The organism is Pseudomonas sp. R2-7-07 (assembly GCF_003852355.1).
In the GTDB taxonomy this organism is placed as follows: Bacteria; Pseudomonadota; Gammaproteobacteria; order Pseudomonadales; family Pseudomonadaceae; genus Aquipseudomonas.
Genome location: NZ_CP027759.1, coordinates 2,054,551 through 2,070,172 on the forward strand (window position 1 = coordinate 2,054,551; position 15,622 = coordinate 2,070,172).

The 15,622-nt window shown below is 58.4% G+C and carries 14 protein-coding genes and 4 tRNA genes; 12 read left to right on the forward strand and 6 right to left on the reverse strand.

What is annotated here, in order from left to right:
- The first annotated feature begins 1 nt into the window (after nt 1).
- Complete coding sequence (locus tag C4J86_RS27340) at nt 2-844, forward strand: methyl-accepting chemotaxis protein (protein ID WP_372238205.1); 843 nt, start codon at nt 2-4, stop codon at nt 842-844.
- Between the two features lie 36 nt (nt 845-880).
- On the opposite strand, the gene C4J86_RS09440 is transcribed toward C4J86_RS27340, so the two are convergent.
- Entirely contained in the window at nt 881-1,693 is an 813-nt protein-coding gene (locus tag C4J86_RS09440; RefSeq protein WP_124370192.1) for an alpha/beta fold hydrolase, read from the reverse strand.
- Nucleotides 1,694-1,853: 160 nt separating this feature from the next.
- Entirely contained in the window at nt 1,854-2,612 is a 759-nt protein-coding gene (locus C4J86_RS09445; protein WP_124370193.1) for a hypothetical protein, read from the reverse strand.
- Nucleotides 2,613-2,982: 370 nt separating this feature from the next.
- Here C4J86_RS09445 and C4J86_RS09450 point away from each other — a divergent pair.
- The 4 genes from C4J86_RS09450 to C4J86_RS09465 all read left to right on the forward strand — a co-directional run bounded on the left by C4J86_RS09450 (nt 2,983) and on the right by C4J86_RS09465 (nt 3,397).
- Nucleotides 2,983-3,058: transfer RNA gene (locus C4J86_RS09450), tRNA-Glu, on the forward strand.
- Nucleotides 3,059-3,061: 3 nt separating this feature from the next.
- Nucleotides 3,062-3,137 (forward strand) — tRNA-Gly (locus tag C4J86_RS09455).
- A 105-nt stretch (nt 3,138-3,242) separates the two neighbouring features.
- Nucleotides 3,243-3,318, forward strand: a tRNA-Glu gene (locus C4J86_RS09460).
- A gap of 3 nt (nt 3,319-3,321) precedes the next feature.
- A tRNA-Gly gene (locus C4J86_RS09465) sits at nt 3,322-3,397 on the forward strand.
- A 331-nt stretch (nt 3,398-3,728) separates the two neighbouring features.
- Here the strand turns inward: C4J86_RS09465 and C4J86_RS09470 are convergent.
- Nucleotides 3,729-5,468, reverse strand: coding sequence for a dipeptidase (locus tag C4J86_RS09470; RefSeq protein ID WP_124370194.1), 1,740 nt, complete (start codon nt 5,466-5,468; stop codon nt 3,729-3,731).
- Nucleotides 5,469-6,231: 763 nt separating this feature from the next.
- Here C4J86_RS09470 and C4J86_RS09475 point away from each other — a divergent pair.
- From C4J86_RS09475 to C4J86_RS09485, 3 genes are read left to right on the forward strand one after another with little or no spacing between them, the layout of a single operon-like run.
- Nucleotides 6,232-6,558, forward strand: coding sequence for a hypothetical protein (locus C4J86_RS09475; RefSeq protein WP_164487768.1), 327 nt, complete (start codon nt 6,232-6,234; stop codon nt 6,556-6,558).
- Between the two features lie 2 nt (nt 6,559-6,560).
- Nucleotides 6,561-6,986, forward strand: a complete 426-nt coding sequence (locus C4J86_RS09480) for a hypothetical protein (protein WP_256681416.1) — start codon at nt 6,561-6,563, stop codon at nt 6,984-6,986.
- 33 nt (nt 6,987-7,019) lie between these two features.
- The gene (locus tag C4J86_RS09485) at nt 7,020-7,766 is read left to right on the forward strand and encodes a sulfite exporter TauE/SafE family protein (protein ID WP_124366456.1); all 747 of its coding nucleotides are present in this window, start codon (nt 7,020-7,022) and stop codon (nt 7,764-7,766) included.
- Between the two features lie 238 nt (nt 7,767-8,004).
- Here the strand turns inward: C4J86_RS09485 and C4J86_RS09495 are convergent, their stop codons facing one another.
- The gene (locus tag C4J86_RS09495) at nt 8,005-8,631 is read right to left on the reverse strand and encodes an alanyl-tRNA editing protein (RefSeq protein ID WP_124370197.1); all 627 of its coding nucleotides are present in this window, start codon (nt 8,629-8,631) and stop codon (nt 8,005-8,007) included.
- A gap of 92 nt (nt 8,632-8,723) precedes the next feature.
- Between C4J86_RS09495 and C4J86_RS09500 the strand changes: the two genes are divergently transcribed.
- Complete coding sequence (locus tag C4J86_RS09500) at nt 8,724-9,656, forward strand: LysR family transcriptional regulator (RefSeq protein WP_124372408.1); 933 nt, start codon at nt 8,724-8,726, stop codon at nt 9,654-9,656.
- A gap of 129 nt (nt 9,657-9,785) precedes the next feature.
- Here the strand turns inward: C4J86_RS09500 and C4J86_RS09505 are convergent, their stop codons facing one another.
- Together C4J86_RS09505 and C4J86_RS09510 are read right to left on the reverse strand one after the other, a co-directional pair.
- Complete coding sequence (locus tag C4J86_RS09505; protein ID WP_124362017.1) at nt 9,786-10,193, reverse strand: PA2817 family protein; 408 nt, start codon at nt 10,191-10,193, stop codon at nt 9,786-9,788.
- A 75-nt stretch (nt 10,194-10,268) separates the two neighbouring features.
- On the reverse strand, nt 10,269-12,716 hold the full coding sequence (locus C4J86_RS09510) for an acyl-CoA dehydrogenase (RefSeq protein WP_124370198.1): 2,448 nt from the start codon (nt 12,714-12,716) through the stop codon (nt 10,269-10,271).
- A 365-nt stretch (nt 12,717-13,081) separates the two neighbouring features.
- Here C4J86_RS09510 and C4J86_RS09520 point away from each other — a divergent pair, with 365 nt between their 5' ends.
- The 3 genes from C4J86_RS09520 to C4J86_RS09530 all read left to right on the forward strand — a co-directional run bounded on the left by C4J86_RS09520 (nt 13,082) and on the right by C4J86_RS09530 (nt 15,542).
- On the forward strand, nt 13,082-13,699 hold the full coding sequence (locus tag C4J86_RS09520; RefSeq protein ID WP_124370199.1) for a glutathione S-transferase family protein: 618 nt from the start codon (nt 13,082-13,084) through the stop codon (nt 13,697-13,699).
- 134 nt (nt 13,700-13,833) lie between these two features.
- Nucleotides 13,834-14,766 carry an ABC transporter ATP-binding protein gene (locus C4J86_RS09525; protein WP_124362020.1) on the forward strand — a complete coding sequence of 311 codons (933 nt, stop codon included), beginning with the start codon at nt 13,834-13,836 and terminating at the stop codon, nt 14,764-14,766.
- Nucleotides 14,763-15,542 (forward strand): ABC transporter permease, encoded by a 780-nt coding sequence (locus C4J86_RS09530; RefSeq protein ID WP_124370200.1) that lies wholly within the window; start codon nt 14,763-14,765, stop codon nt 15,540-15,542. The genes C4J86_RS09525 and C4J86_RS09530 overlap by 4 nt, the downstream gene beginning before the upstream one ends.
- Nucleotides 15,543-15,622: the final 80 nt, after the last annotated feature.

Below are 15,622 nucleotides of genomic sequence, written 5' to 3' on the forward strand. Positions count from 1 at the left end.
TATGGTCAGCGGGTTGCAGGCCGGTATCGAGCAACTGGCCAGCTCGGCGCAGACGCTGTCCAGCGTTACCGAGCAGACCAACGTCGAAGTCAGCAGCCAGAAGGAAGAAACCGAACAGGTGGCCACGGCGATGAACCAGATGACCGCCACGGTGCACGACGTGGCGCGCAACGCCGAAGAGGCCGCGCAAGCCGCACAGACGGCGGATGACAAGGTCGACAGCGGCCAACAGGTGGTGCGCCAGAGTTTGCAGCGCATTGAATTGCTGGCCACGTCCAGCAACAGTGCCAGCGCCAGTATCGAAAGCCTCAGCGCGGAGATCCAGAACATCGGCACGGTCCTGGGCGTGATCAAGAGCGTCGCCGAGCAAACCAACTTGCTCGCCCTGAACGCCGCGATCGAAGCGGCCCGCGCAGGGGAGCAAGGGCGCGGCTTTGCGGTGGTCGCCGATGAGGTGCGGGCCCTGGCCAAGCGCACTCAGCAATCGACCGAAGAAATCGAACGCCTGGTCAGCACCTTGCGCAGCGCGGCGCAGTCGTCGGTGCAGCAGATTCAACAAAGCGGCGAACTGGTGAAGCTGGCGGTCAGCGATGCGTTGGAAACCGAGAGCGCCCTGGGCAGCATTGCAGCGGCGGTGTCATTGATCCAGCAGATGAACCAGCAGATTGCCGCAGCGGCTGAAGAGCAAAGCTCGGTGGCCGAAGAGATCAACCGCAGCGTCACCAGCATCCGGGCAAGTGCCGATCAATCGGCGTTGAGCATGCAAGGCAATGCCGCCTCGAGCATCCAGCTGGCGCAGCTGGGCGCGGAACTCAAGGGCATGGTGGGGCACTTTCGCCTCTGATCGCGGCCGGGGCGCCGCGATCAGAGGGGAAGGCGATCAGGCGTTGTTGGCGAAGAACGTCAGCAGCGCCTCATTGACGAAGTCCGGATTCTCCCGGCTGGAGATATGCCCGGCGTCGGGAATCAACGTCAGGGCACAGCCGATCAGCTCGGCCATTTCCCGGGATTCCGCAGGTGGCCGCGGCTTGTCCTGCTCGCCGCACATGACCAGGGTGGTATCGCAATCCAGGCGATGAAGCTGATCGAGAGTGTCTGCGCGGCTGAAAATCAAGCGGCCCAGGGGCACCACGCTGTCCAGCAGGCGTTCCCGGGGGAAATCCTGCAGCGACTGACGAAAATCCTGATACAGCGCTGATTCGCGGTCGATTTCCGGCCTGAAGAAAATCGGCGCGATCACATCCAGCAGCGGCGGCGGGATAGCGCCGGCGTCTTCGATCATCTTGAACAGCGAGAAGTAATACTGGCGCGTGGCGTCCGGCTCGGCGCCGAGGTAGGTGTCCATCAGCACCAGGCTGTTGACGCGTTCAGGTGCCAGCAAGGCGAGGCGGGCGCCCCACATGCCGCCGACCGACAAGCCCACCAGGTTGACCTGTGAGATGTCCAGCTGGTCGAGCAAAGCCAGGTTGTGACGTGCCAGGTCATCAAGGGACAGGGTTTGCGCAGGCAGCGTGCCCGACTCGCCATGGCCCCACAGTTCAGGGACGATCACACGGTATTGCTGCGACAGCGCTTCGATCTGCGGTGCCCACATGTCGCGGTCCCACAGGTAGCTCGAACCCAACAGGACGACCGGGCCGGTGCCCTGGTCGATATAGTGCAGCGGTTGTCCATCAATCACGGCGACAGGCATAGCAGGCCTCTAACTTCACGGAGTGAGGGGCACTTTTTTACGCTAGTCGGGGGCGGGGGGATAGATGCAAACTGATGGCACCGTCATGTGCGGCGCAGACAGGAGCGAGCAAGCTCGCTCCTGCACCTGGAAGGCCGGCCCGTGACGGGGCCAGCGGCACTCAATCGTAAATGGCTTTCTTTTTCCACTCGGCATCGGCGTCGACGACTTTCAGGCCTTCGGTCAGTTCGTTGACTTCGTTCTCGGCTGGCGCGCTGTTGGTCAACACCGTGGAGTTGGCGCGGGCCAACTGCGACTCCAGCAATTGCAGCTGTGCGCTGTACAGCACGGGCTCCGGTTGTTTGCGCAGGTACTGCACGCCACGCTCGAACGCCAGGCGCGCCTGCCCCGGCTGACCTTGCTGCAGGGCATGCTGGCCCAGGTTGTTGAAAAACTCGATGTGCAGCAGCACCAGGATATGGCGGATTTCCTTGATCCAGTGCTTGGCCTCGTTGGTCGGCAGAAAGCCGTCCTGGGCTGCACGGGTGACCTGGCCATGCAGTGCTTCGAGCAGGAAGCGCACATCCTTGGCCTTGGCTTCGGTCTGGATCGGCGCGGGCGGGTTGGCCACCGGAATCGATTCGCCCTGGGCGATCATTGCATTCAGCTCGGCGATCCGCGCCTTGAGCGCGGCGCTGGACTTGTTGAGGTTCAGCAGGCGTTGGTTGACGTTGAGTTCCAGGCGGGTCAGCAACAGCTTGAGCGCCGGCGTCATCAACTGGCCGGGAAAGGTCTCGGTGATTTCACCACAGCGACGCAGCCGATCATTGAGCTCGATCTCGGTACGCTTCTTTTCCAGCTTATTGTTTTCCACCACATGGTTCATGTAGCCAATGGCGATCAGTATTACGATCCCGGCTATTACCAGCAGGGTGATCATGAGTGGTGTCACCGGTGTGACCTCTTTATAGGGTTTGCTGTGGAGTGTAGTGACTGCGCTAACCGGCGGATAGGACTGTTCGACCAGTTGCCCAGGTAGTTTCTTCTATATAGGTAAAGTGATCCTGCATGGATGCACATTGCCATCATTTGCCTATGGCAACTATAGCGCCTTGTGGCGCGTCAGAATATAGGCGCCAGGGCTTGGGCGCAGCAGAATGCCCGCGCAGGCCGCTCAACGGGGCGAAGTCATTGATTTAAATAAATTTATCCTTGGGGGTTGACGACCTTTCAATCCATCCATAGAATGCGCGCCACTTACAGCGTAAAGCACACAGCGAAACGCGGTAGGGAGTGAATGTTGTACGTGTGTCCCCTTCGTCTAGTGGCCTAGGACACCGCCCTTTCACGGCGGTAACAGGGGTTCGAGTCCCCTAGGGGACGCCATATGCGGGAATAGCTCAGTTGGTAGAGCACGACCTTGCCAAGGTCGGGGTCGCGAGTTCGAGTCTCGTTTCCCGCTCCAATTTACAAGCAGTGTGGCCCTCGGGCGGCATTGAGTGAAACCAGGACCACGTCTTCGGACGAGGCCTCTGGGCACTGAAATACACACCATGTGTTTCAGTAGCGTGTCCCCTTCGTCTAGTGGCCTAGGACACCGCCCTTTCACGGCGGTAACAGGGGTTCGAGTCCCCTAGGGGACGCCATTTGCGGGAATAGCTCAGTTGGTAGAGCACGACCTTGCCAAGGTCGGGGTCGCGAGTTCGAGTCTCGTTTCCCGCTCCAATTCAAAGAAAAAGCCACTCAAACGAGTGGCTTTTTTTTGTCTGCGAAAAACAGCGCCCACCTCTTGAAGTCATTGGCGCTGAAGGCTGTTGGCCGGCTGAGCCAACCGCAACGCATTTTCCGGCTGGCCCAGCGGCGAGAACTGCTGGCCGCTGCGCACCACTAGTCTGTGGTCCCGAGAGCAAGCAACTGGCCGACCTGGAGATTGCACTGAGTGAAATGGCCTGGGTGCTGGAGATCCAGCTGTGCCATCCCACTCAGCGGTCGGTGGGGTCTTTGAAGATATGCTGATGGTGCAAGCCCTGGGCAAGCCCCCTCCCACATTAGAGACTCAGAGTTTAGGCAACTGGCCGACACGCCCCATCATTTCCGTAACGATCTGCAGGTCCAGCAGGAACTGCTCGACGGTCTTGAACTCACCGTCAGTGTGCCCGGTGTATTTCTGTTCCGGGCGGGCCAGGCCGAATTGCACGCCGTTGGGCAGGTCGTGCACGGAGGTGGCGCCGGCGGATGTGCCGAACTTGTGCTGCATGCCCAGGTTTTCAGTGGCCACTGCCAGCAACGCTTTTACCCATTCCCCCTCGGGGTTGCGGTACATCGGTTTATCCAGCGAATAGGTGAAGTTCACGTTGACCTTGGCGTGCGCGTTCCAGGCGTTCAGTTTCTGCTCGAGCTGTGCCTTGAGTGCCTCCGGGGTTTTACCCTTCGGCGCGCGCAGGTTCACCGCCAGCTTTAAGGCTTTGTCATCCAGGCCGACAAAGGTAGGCGAGGTGGTCAGCGGCCCCATGAAGTCATCGGCAAAGCCCACGCCCAATTTGCCGCCCAGGTAATCCAGGCCCCAGTTGTCCGCCGCATACTTCGCAGCATCGGTGATGTGGTTGTGCTGGAGGGCAATCTTGCCATCGAGGCTGTGGATCAACTCCAGCATACGTGCCACCGGGTTGACCCCGGATTCGGGCTCGGAAGAGTGGGCCGACACGCCGGTGACGGTGAGTTTGACGTTCTTGCCGTCGACCTTGGCGGTCACCTGGAAATTGCCGCCATTGCGCTTGGCATAGTCATCCCCGGCCTGCTGCAGGCTGGCCGCTAATTCAGCAGGGTTATCGCTGACCAATGTGGCGACCGATACCGACGGAATCTGGTTGGTGGCCTTGCCGCCGGTCATTGCGATGATCTCCGCGCCGGTGCCTTCTCCCTTGCGCACCGGGAAGGTGGCCATGACAGTGCCCGAGCCTTTCTCGGCAATCACCACCGGGTAACCGCCATCCAGCGCGAGGTTGTATTGCGGCACGGGGTTGCGTTCAAAGTAATAAGGAATGGCGTCACCGGAGGTTTCTTCAGTGGTGTCCACCAGCAGCTTGAACGTACGCGCCAGCGGCAGCTTTTCTTCCTTGATCACTTTCATGGCGTACATCGCCACGACGATCGCGTTCTTGTCGTCCTCGGTGCCACGGCCATACATGCGGTCGCCGATCAGCGTGACCTTGAACGGGTCGAGCTTGGTGCCATCCGGCAGCACCCAATTTTCCGGCGTCACCGGTACCACATCGGCGTGGGCATGCACACCGACCACTTCTTTACTGCTGCCTTCCAGGGAAATTTCATACACGCGGTTATCGACGTTACGGAAGTTCAGGTTGAAAGACTTGGCCAGGGCCTGGATTTTGTCGGCGATCTTGAGGAATTCCGGGTTTTTATACTGCGGTAGCCCGTCGACGTTGAACGTCGGGATTTCCACCAGTTCGCGCAGGGTCTCGAGCGCGGCTTTGCCGTACTTCACGCGGGTGTAAATGCCCAGCAGGCGGTTGATCTCGTTCTGCTGGTCGGCACTCAGGGTTTTGTTATCGAGAAAGGCGCTGATGGCCGGGGCGATGTCACCGCTCTTGCCCAGGTCGCCTTTAGCCAGGGCACCGAGGAAACTGCGAAAATCGCTGACCGATGTGTCGCTGAAACTCTTCAGAATCGCGGTGTTCTGTTCAGGCGTGATGTTGGCGAGCGCAGCTGGGGTGACGGCTGCAAGGCTGGCGGCGAACAGGGTGGCGGCCGCGAGTTTTTTCAGTGGAAAGTGCATGGTTAGAGGCATTCCTTTGCAGGGCGTGAGTAGGGTGTTTCTGACCGATAAGGCAGAAACATTTCTACACACTACCATTACCCAGATGCCCTAGGTCAATGCTGGCCAGGATGAGGCGCGGGGTACTCATCCGTCACGTTCAAGGCTCTAGCGTAGGGGCTGTCCCGCTGGTGCCTACCCACGCCGGGCGGGTTGTAGCGTTGCGGGCTGGCCACCAGGTAGACCGGATAGCAGACTGTTATTGCGGCTCAAAAACGCAGCATACGATTTTTACCCATCCTTCAGACTCAGTCACATGCATCCGCAAGAGTAAAAAAGCCGGTTGACCAGACAATTGCTCTCGCTCTTTGCATCCAGATAGCGACCACCGAACTCCGTCCAAACTTTTGCTGCTGCCGAAGATTGATCCAGTAAAATTAAAGTGGAGTGGGGGGGCCAGCCTTTAATCAGCGCCAACCTATCTTGGATTTTTAGATTAAATATCTATAATTTAGCGGGTACGGAGGCGGAAGTGATTATAAAGAGCGGGAAGGACGGATAGCAAACCGCCTGGTGTGAAAAAGTGTCATAAATAAAATTGCTTTGAATTCAATAGGGAAAAAACCAATCAGTGGTTTGAAAAAAATCAATACGCGAAAACATGAAATTTTATTCATGTTGGTGGGCGGCGATACCCGAGCCGCGATGCTTGATATTGCTCCGATCAACCAAGTACATTTCACTTAAGTTCCAGCATCCATGGTCGCCAACAGGAAGTTACTCTATGCTCGTTGCTAAAGCTGAAGTGTTCTTGACAGAAGTGCCCTATAAAAATCCTTATCAAACCGCAACCAATATAACCGCCAAAGGCCGGCATGTAGTGTTAAAGCTTACGACAGACACAGGACTCATTGGGTGGGGAGAATCGGGGATTATATCGAGAGGGTATCCTGCCCAAGGGGATACTCCCGAAACAATGCTTGCAGTATTGGAAGCCTATTTGTGCCCTGCAATAATTGGTAAAAATCCATGTCTGTTTGAAGTGATAATGAGTGATCTGGATCTGTTCAAGCTGCCGGAGCGGACCGAATTTGCTATGCAGACTCATTAGGGATTTGCGAACCTTTCAAGGTTCAGGCGACTATTAAACTAATCAGGACATCATTACCTGACATTGACCTCGAAGTTAACTTCCATGACGATAGAGGTTTGGCGATGGCAAATACCTTGGCCTCCATTCAGGCGGGTGCTACTTTTATTTCCTGCACGGTCAATGGCATTGGCGAACGATGCGGCATCACCGAAACATGCCTTCTGATTACTAATTTGCACTTCAACTCGATAGCTTGCAGCGGCAAAGCCTCAAAAATTCTTAAGCTCAGCAACATCGTTTCGAAAGAGCTGGGCGACGCCTTTGATCGACGGCGCCCGATCATTGGCGAGTACAGCTTCGTACATACCGCAAAGCTTCATGTGACCGCCAATTCCCGAAGCAGAAATTGCTATCACTGGATAGACCCTGCTTACTTGAGCGAGTAAACGGCGCCTTGAATCTTATGCGAGCATCTCAACATGATGAGTCATGAGTGGTTGACAGGCGTCGGTCTGGTTTTTCTCGGAATAATAACGGGATTCGTCGGGACCAATACCGGTGGGAGTGTGTTTTTAACCGTTCCGGTGATGATCTGGCTGGGGATTCCGCCTCAGTCGTCGATCGCCACAGCGCGCTTGGCCTCGGTAGGCACTATGGTTGCAGGACTGCGACACTTTCATAATCAGGGAAAGGTCGATTATGCACTGGCCTTTCCAGCTGCGGCACTGGGGTTGGTTGGGGCTCTGGGAGGAGCGAGCGTTCTTCTTCAAATAGATCCTGCGCTGTTGCACAAAGTAATTGGCGGGCTGACATTGCTGCTCGTCGCGTTGTCCCTTATAAAAAAACCTCGTAGCGGCGAAACACCTCCCTCAGCAATCAGGCGTCTGTTTGGTTATATCCTCTTTATCCCAGTAGGCATGATCGGCGGGTTATTCGGTGGACAAGCTAAACTTTCGACGTATTTATTCATTATCTTTTTTAGGAAAACCATCAGCGAATCGGTGGGGACCCGCAAAGTCGGCGGGTTAGTACTCTCCGTGGGTTCACTAATCATTTTCGGCGTCAGCGGCATCATTAACTGGCAGTACGGATGTTGTCTGGTTATTGGCACGTTATTGGGTGCAAATGCCGGCGCGAAGTTTGCGATAAAGAAGGGCGACCAGTGGATGGAGTCAGTTTTCAATATAGTCGTGGTTATGTTGGCATTGAGGATGCTGTTCTGGTGAGCGGAAATCACGCAGCCCATTCAGACCTGAAATAGCCATGTCCTGCCTTTCCTAGATTCGACGGTTTCTAGGTAACATCCTATTGACGCTTTGCTTTCCACAGCCTGAGCTCGTGCACCGGCTTTTGGCAGGTTGAAGCGGCTCGCTTCGCTTCGTGGTTAACGTAGGCTGCTACAAAGTTGTGTAGATACTTATGGCCATCGGGGGCAAGCCTCCTTCACATTTTGAGCTCGACATGTCAGTTGATTTCGTAGCGCACCGACAATGCGCCTTTCTTCTCCGACACGGCCAGGATCGTCACTTGGCCCACTTCCCCCAACGCCTGGACATGGGTGCCGCCACAGGCGTAGGCCGGCAGTTCGCCGAAGCCGACTTCGCGTGTGCCTTCATCCAGCCACATCTGCCGTGAGTAGTCAGCGGCGATCCACTGATTGACTTGCTGTTGGATTGCCTCGGCGTCCATGGTTTGTGCGGCTTCGCCGCGGATAAAAGTAATCTTTCCTTCCCCCGGCCAATGGTGAGCCTTGATCGGCATCCAGCCCAGGCGTTCGCCTGCATTGCCAATCAAATGCCCCGCTGAGTGAAGGCGGCTGTGCAGCGCGCGGCGTTGTGCATCGACCCGTGCATTGATCGGGCCGGGTTCCACAGGTTGATTGACGTAGTGCACCACATGCTCGGCTTCCTGCATGACGCGCAGCACCTGGCTGTCGCCGAGCCACCCGGTGTCGAATGGCTGGCCGCCGCCCTGGGGATGGAAAATCGTCGACTGCACAACAACGGCGAATTGCTCAGCGTGCGGGGTGCAACTGAGCACTTCCAGTTCGGCAGTCAGGTGATCGTGGGTGAAAAACAGGCGCTGGGTCATGGTCGTCTACATCCGCATTCAGGTTCTGCGGGCAGTATAAATACTGCGCTGATAGGTGATAATCCATGCAAATATCAATGGACCTGTGCGTCATGAGCATCAATCTTCCTTTGCCGCTGCTGGGCGAAATGGCGATTTTCGTCAAAGTGGTGGAAACCGGCAGCTTCTCCGAGGCGGCGAGGCAGCTGAGCGTTTCACCTTCGGCGGTGAGCCGCAGCATTTCGCGCCTGGAACAGGCCTTGGCAACCCGGTTGTTGCAGCGCACCACGCGCAAGCTGCGCCTTAGCGAGGGCGGCGAAGAGGTGTTCAAGCGGTGCCAGGAGATGGTCAACGCGGCGCGCTCGGTGATGGAAATCAGCGGGCAATTTACCCATGAAGCCGAAGGCCTGGTGCGAGTCAGCGTGCCCAAGGCGGTGGGGCGGTTTGTGGTGCATCCGCATATGCCGGAATTTCTGCGGCGCTATCCCAAGGTGGATGTGCAACTGATCCTTGAGGATCGGCATGTGGATTTGATCGATGACAATGTCGACCTGAGCATCCGCATCACCGACAGCCCGCCACCCGGTCTGATCGGGCGGCAGCTATTGCCGATTGAACATTTGCTGTGTGCGACGCCGCAATACCTGGCCGAGCATGGCACGCCCAGTCACCCCCATGATCTGCTGGAGCACAGTTGCATCTACCTGGGTGAAACCCCAGGGGATTCACGCTGGAAGTTTCGCCGGGCCGGCAAGGCGGTGACGGTCGGCGTACGCGGGCGATATGCGGCGAACCACACGGGCGTGCGGCTGGATGCGGTGTTGCAGCATGTGGGGATTGGCAGCTTGCCGTATTTCACGGCGCGACATGCTTTGGAGGCGGGGCAGTTGGTGCAGGTATTGCCGGAATGGGATTTTATTGCGTCGTATCATGGTGAAGCGTGGTTGCTGCACTCACCGACGCGATACTTGCCGCCGAAGTTGCGGGTGTTCATTGATTATCTGGTGGAGTGCATGGCGAAGGAGCCGACACTGCGCCGCCGTTAAAAATGTGGGACGGTTCTACACCCCGATGGCGGCGGATCAGTGACAGGTAAGCTGACTGACACACTGCTATCGGGGGCAAGTCGAATCGTCGCACCGCCCCTCCCACATTTGGATTGGGTGTTCTGCAAGTCAGTGCTTGCTCTGGTCGTCCGGCATGGCCAGCAGCTGCTTTTCCTGGTTCCAGTCGAACGGTTCGTCGTTCAACTCGGCTTCATGGCGACGCTCTTCCAGGGCCTGGTACAGGTCCAGTTCTTCGTCGGGCATGAAGTGCAGGCAATCGCCGCCAAAGAACCACAGCAGGTCGCGCGGTACCAGGTGGGCGATTTGCGGATAGCGCAGGATGACCTGGCTCATCATGTCCTGGCCAAGGTATTGGCTTTCGATCGGATCGATCGGCAGCAGGGCGCGCAGTTCGTCGAAACGTTCCAGAAACAACAAATGGCTTTCCTCGGGTACCTGTTCGGCTTCGCCGACGGCAACCAGGATGCTACGCAGGTGGTCGAGCAAGACGAGATGATCGGCAACGACGTTGGACACGAGATAAGTCCTCTAAAGCAAAAACGGGCGCGAGAGTATAGGCCTCTCGCGCCCGTTTTTATATGACCGCTGGTATCAGCGGACCTTACCTTCAGCCTGCAGCAGCTCTTCCTTGCTGAAATCATCCACATCAATCACCTTGCGGCGAGCCGCTTCGGCGTCACGCAGGGTTTGCGCTTCGGCGGGTTGCAGCACGCCAGCGTGCAGCGCGGCGTCGATGGCATGCTCGCCGGCAGTCGGTTTGACTTGCCCGCTCTTGAGCGCGGCGTGCAGTTTTTTCTGCAGCGGATGGCTGGCACCGAGCAGGTCATAGGCATGTTGCAGTGCGCCCACCGGGTCTTGCGCCGATTGTGGGCGATAGCAGCCAGCCAGCAGCTCTTCCAGGGTCGGGTCGCCCTTGGCACGGCCGATCACGGCGGCAACCTCGGCATCCAGGGCATCGGACGGCCCGGTATGGCGACGTCCGAACGGGAACACGATCACCCGCAGCAGGCAGCCGAGGATTTTATTTGGGAAGTTGCTCAGCAATTCATCCAGTGCGCGCTCGGACTGGCCAAGGCTTTCTTCCATGGCCCAGGCGAACAGCGGTTCCAGGTGATCCGGCGAATCGAGGTCGTGGTAACGCTTGAGCGCCGCCGACGCCAGGTACATGTGGCTCAGCACATCACCCAGGCGCGCCGACAGCCGTTCACGGCGTTTCAATTCGCCGCCCAGCAGCATCATGCTCAGGTCTGCAAGCAGGGCAAACGCCGCGGCCTGACGGTTGAGCGCGCGGAAATAACCCTGGCTCAAACGGTTGCCCGGGGCTTTTTCGAAGTGACCGATGCCCAGGTTCAATACCAAGGTACTGGCGGCGTTGCTCACGGCGAATCCGATGTGTTGCACCAGCAGGCCATCGAATTCCTTCAATGCCTGGTCACGGTCTTCACGACCGGCCAGGGCCATTTCCTTGAGCACGAACGGATGGCAGCGAATCGCACCCTGGCCGAAGATCATCAGGTTACGCGAAAGGATATTCGCGCCTTCCACGGTGATGAAGATCGGCGCCCCTTGCCAGCTACGGCCCAGGTAGTTGTTCGGGCCCATGATGATGCCCTTGCCTCCATGCACGTCCATGGCGTGGCTGATGCACTCGCGGCCGCGTTCGGTGAGGTGGTACTTGAGGATCGCCGACAGCACCGAGGGCTTCTCGCCCATGTCCACGGCATTGGCGGTGAGCATGCGGGCGCTGTCCATCAGCCAGGCGTTGCCGCCGATGCGCGCCAGGGCTTCCTGGATACCTTCGAAGGCCGACAGCGGCACGTTGAACTGTTCACGCACTTGCGCGTATTGGCCGGTCACCAGGCTGGTGAACTTGGCGGCGCCGGTGCCCACCGCAGGCAGAGAGATGGAACGGCCCACGGACAGGCAGTTCATCAGCATCATCCAGCCCTTGCCGAGCATCTCCTGGCCGCCGATGAGTAATTCGAGCGGAATGAAGACGTCTTTGCCCGAGTTGGGGCCATTCATGAAGGCAGCGCCCAAGGGCAGGTGGCGGCGGCCGATTTCGACGCCGGGGGTGTCGGTAGGAATCAGTGCGAGGCTGATGCCCAGGTCTTCTTCCTCGCCCAGCAGATGGTCCGGGTCATGGGCCTTGAACGCCAGGCCGAGCAAGGTCGCGACCGGGCCGAGGGTGATGTAGCGCTTTTCCCAGTTCAGGCGCAGGCCGAGGGTTTCCTTGCCTTGCCACTCGCCTTTGCAGATGATGCCGGTGTCGGGCATGGCACCGGCATCGGAGCCGGCCAGCGGGCCGGTCAGGGCGAAACACGGAATATCGTCGCCACGCGCCAGGCGCGGCAGGTAATGGTTGCGTTGCTCGTCGGTGCCGTAGTGCAACAGCAATTCGGCAGGGCCCAGGGAGTTGGGCACCATGACGGTGGAAGCCAGGTCGCCGCTGCGGGTTGCCAGTTTCATCGCGACCTGGGAGTGGGCATAGGCTGAGAAGCCCTTGCCGCCATATTCCTTGGGGATGATCAGGGCGAAGAAGCCATGGGTCTTGATGTGCTCCCAGGCAGCGGGGGGCAGATCCATGGCCTGGCCGATTTCCCAATCACTGACCATGGCGCAGAGTTCTTCGGTGGGGCCGTCGATGAAGGCCTGTTCTTCCTCGGTCAATTGCGCCTTGGGGTAGGCCAGCAATTTGTCCCAGTCAGGGCGCCCGCTGAACAGTTCGCCATCCCACCACACCGTGCCCGCGTCGATAGCATCGCGCTCGGTTTCGGACATCGGCGGCAGGACTTTCTGGAACCAGCTGAACAACGGCTTGGTAAAGTATTGACGGCGCAGGTCGGGCAGCAGCAGGGGCACGGCCACGATCGCGATCAGCACCCAGAAAATCAGCAGCAGCCAACCCGGTGCATGGCTCCAGGCGCCCATCGCCAACAGGTAAACGGCGACCACACCCAGGGCGGGCAGGGGCGCGGTGCGGCGGTGTGCCAGGTAGGCAATGCCGACCACCAGAACCAGTATCCACAACAACAGCATATTCAATCCTCCGTGAAACCAGGGGCGAAACCACCAGGGAGCTTAGACGGCGTCCGGCCAAGCGGGGTGATCAGGGTGTTACAAGTTGTACTGGGGATACCTGAGTCCCAGCCGCTTCATCGATAGTGACCACCCTGCGGGGGTGGAGTTCGCCGGGAAACATCGTGGAACCCGCGCGGATTTATATGACCAGATAGTCAATCCCGACGGCGCCGTGCATGAGACGGTGCGCTGCACCCCCTGCACCCCCTGCACCTTGAACACCCAGGCTTGCCGGGCGGCGGGCAGAGTGATTCAAGGCGCGTGTGAACCGGCGTATGCTGCAACGTTCATCAAGCCATGTTCACCAACGATAAGGCGCGGTCATGCTGAAAATCTGGGGTCGTAAAAACTCATCAAATGTCAGGAAGGCACTCTGGTGCGCCGAGGAACTCGGCCTGGACTATGAGGCGATTGATGCGGGCGGCGCTTTTGGTGTGGTCGACACGCCGCAATACCGGGCCTTGAACCCCAATGGCCGGGTGCCGATGATCGAAGACGGCGACTTCGTACTGTGGGAATCCAACACCATCGTGCGTTACTTGTGCGCCAAGCACGCGTCGGACTTTTACCCAAGTGACCTGCAAATCCGGGCCAGCGCCGAAAAGTGGATGGACTGGACCACGTCCACGCTCGCCGATCCCTTCAAGGCGGTGTTCTGGGGCATCCTGCGTACACCGCCGGAAAAACAGAACTGGGACAGCATCAATGCCGGGCGCCAAGCCTGCATCGATGCACTCAAAACGGTCGACCAGGCCCTTGCCGAGCAACCTTACCTTTCCGGCAAAGCCTTCGGCATCGGTGATATTCCCCTGGGCTGCTTTATCTATGCCTGGTTCGAGATGCCCATCGAACGCCCGGCAATGCCCAACCTGGAGGCGTGGTACCAGCGCCTGAAGCAACGTCCGGCCTACCGCAAGGCAGTGATGACCGCGTTGACCTGATACACACTATTAACAAGGGTGACTGTACTTGTGCGGCCCGGGCACGCACCATGCTGGAACACATCGCAGGTTGAACTACCTGCGCTGTGCCCTCATCTATTGTTTCTATTCTTTTCCTTGGTGCGTAATCCGATATGAGTTCCGCTCTGTCCATCCGGCAGCTAACCAAAACCTACGGCAACGGTTTCCAGGCCCTGAGTGGTATCGATCTGGACGTCGCCGAAGGTGATTTCTTCGCCTTGCTCGGCCCCAACGGTGCCGGCAAATCCACCACCATCGGTATCCTCTCGACCCTGGTCAACAAGACCAGCGGCACGGTGAATATCTTCGGCCATGACCTGGACAAATCCCCGGCGGCGCTCAAGCGTTCCATCGGCGTGGTGCCTCAGGAATTCAACTTCAACCAGTTCGAAAAGACCTTCGACATTGTCGTGACCCAGGCCGGCTACTACGGCATCCCGCCGAAAATCGCCAAGGAACGCGCCGAGCAGTACCTGACCCAACTGGGCCTGTGGGACAAGCGCGATGTGCCTTCGCGCTCGTTGTCCGGCGGCATGAAGCGGCGCCTGATGATTGCCCGCGCACTGGTGCATGAACCGCGCCTGCTGATCCTCGACGAGCCCACCGCTGGCGTGGACATCGAGTTGCGTCGTTCGATGTGGACCTTTCTCACCGAGCTGAACGAGAAGGGCATCACCATCATCCTCACGACCCACTATCTGGAAGAGGCCGAACAGCTGTGCCGCAACATCGGCATCATCGACCACGGCACCATTGTCGAGAACACCAGCATGCGTAATCTGCTGGGCCAGTTGCATGTGGAAACTTTCCTGCTCGACCTGAAAAACAACCTGTCGGCGCCGCCGAATCTGTTGGGCTACCCGAGCCGCCTGGTGGACAGTCACACGCTGGAAGTGCAGGTGGACAAAGCCATGGGCATTACGGCGCTGTTCAGCCAACTGGCGGCCCAGAACATCGAAGTGTTGAGCCTGCGTAACAAAACCAATCGCCTTGAGGAGTTGTTCGTGTCCCTGGTGGAGAAAAATCTGGCGAAGGTGGCGGTATGAGTTCCGAACTGCAACCCAACCTCGTCGCGCTGCAGACCATCGTCTACCGCGAAGTGAAGCGCTTTACCCGGATCTGGCCGCAGACCTTGCTGCCGCCGGCGATCACCATGGTCCTGTACTTCGTGATCTTCGGTAACCTGATCGGCCGGCAGATCGGTGACATGGGTGGCTTCACCTATATGGAGTACATCGTGCCGGGCCTGATCATGATGTCGGTGATCACCAACTCCTACGGCAACGTGGTGTCGAGTTTCTTTGGCAGCAAGTTTCAGCGCTCCATCGAAGAGCTGATGGTGTCACCGGTGTCGCCGCACACCATCCTGATCGGCTACACCTTGGGCGGCGTGCTGCGCGGCTTGATGGTGGGGGTGATCGTGACCCTGCTGTCGTTGTTCTTCACCCACCTGCAAGTGCATCACCTGGGGGTCACCATTCTGGTCGTGGTACTCACGGCGACGATTTTCTCGCTGCTGGGGTTTATCAACGCAGTGTTCGCGCGCAACTTCGATGATATCTCGATCATTCCGACGTTCGTGCTGACGCCGCTGACCTACCTGGGCGGGGTGTTCTACTCCATCACGCTGCTGCCGCCGTTCTGGCAGACCGTGTCCCTGGCCAACCCGGTGCTGCACATGGTCAACGCTTTCCGCTACGGCATCCTGGGCGTGTCGGATATCAAGATCAGCGTGGCGATCACGTTCATGGTTGTCGCCACCATCGTCTTGTATATCGGTTGTGCGCGGTTGCTGGTAAGCGGGCGTGGGATGCGTACGTAAATACAGCTTCTACTCGGTCAAAATGTGGGAGGGGGCTTGCCCCCGATGGTGGTGTTCAGCCAGCTCATCTGCAGCTGACA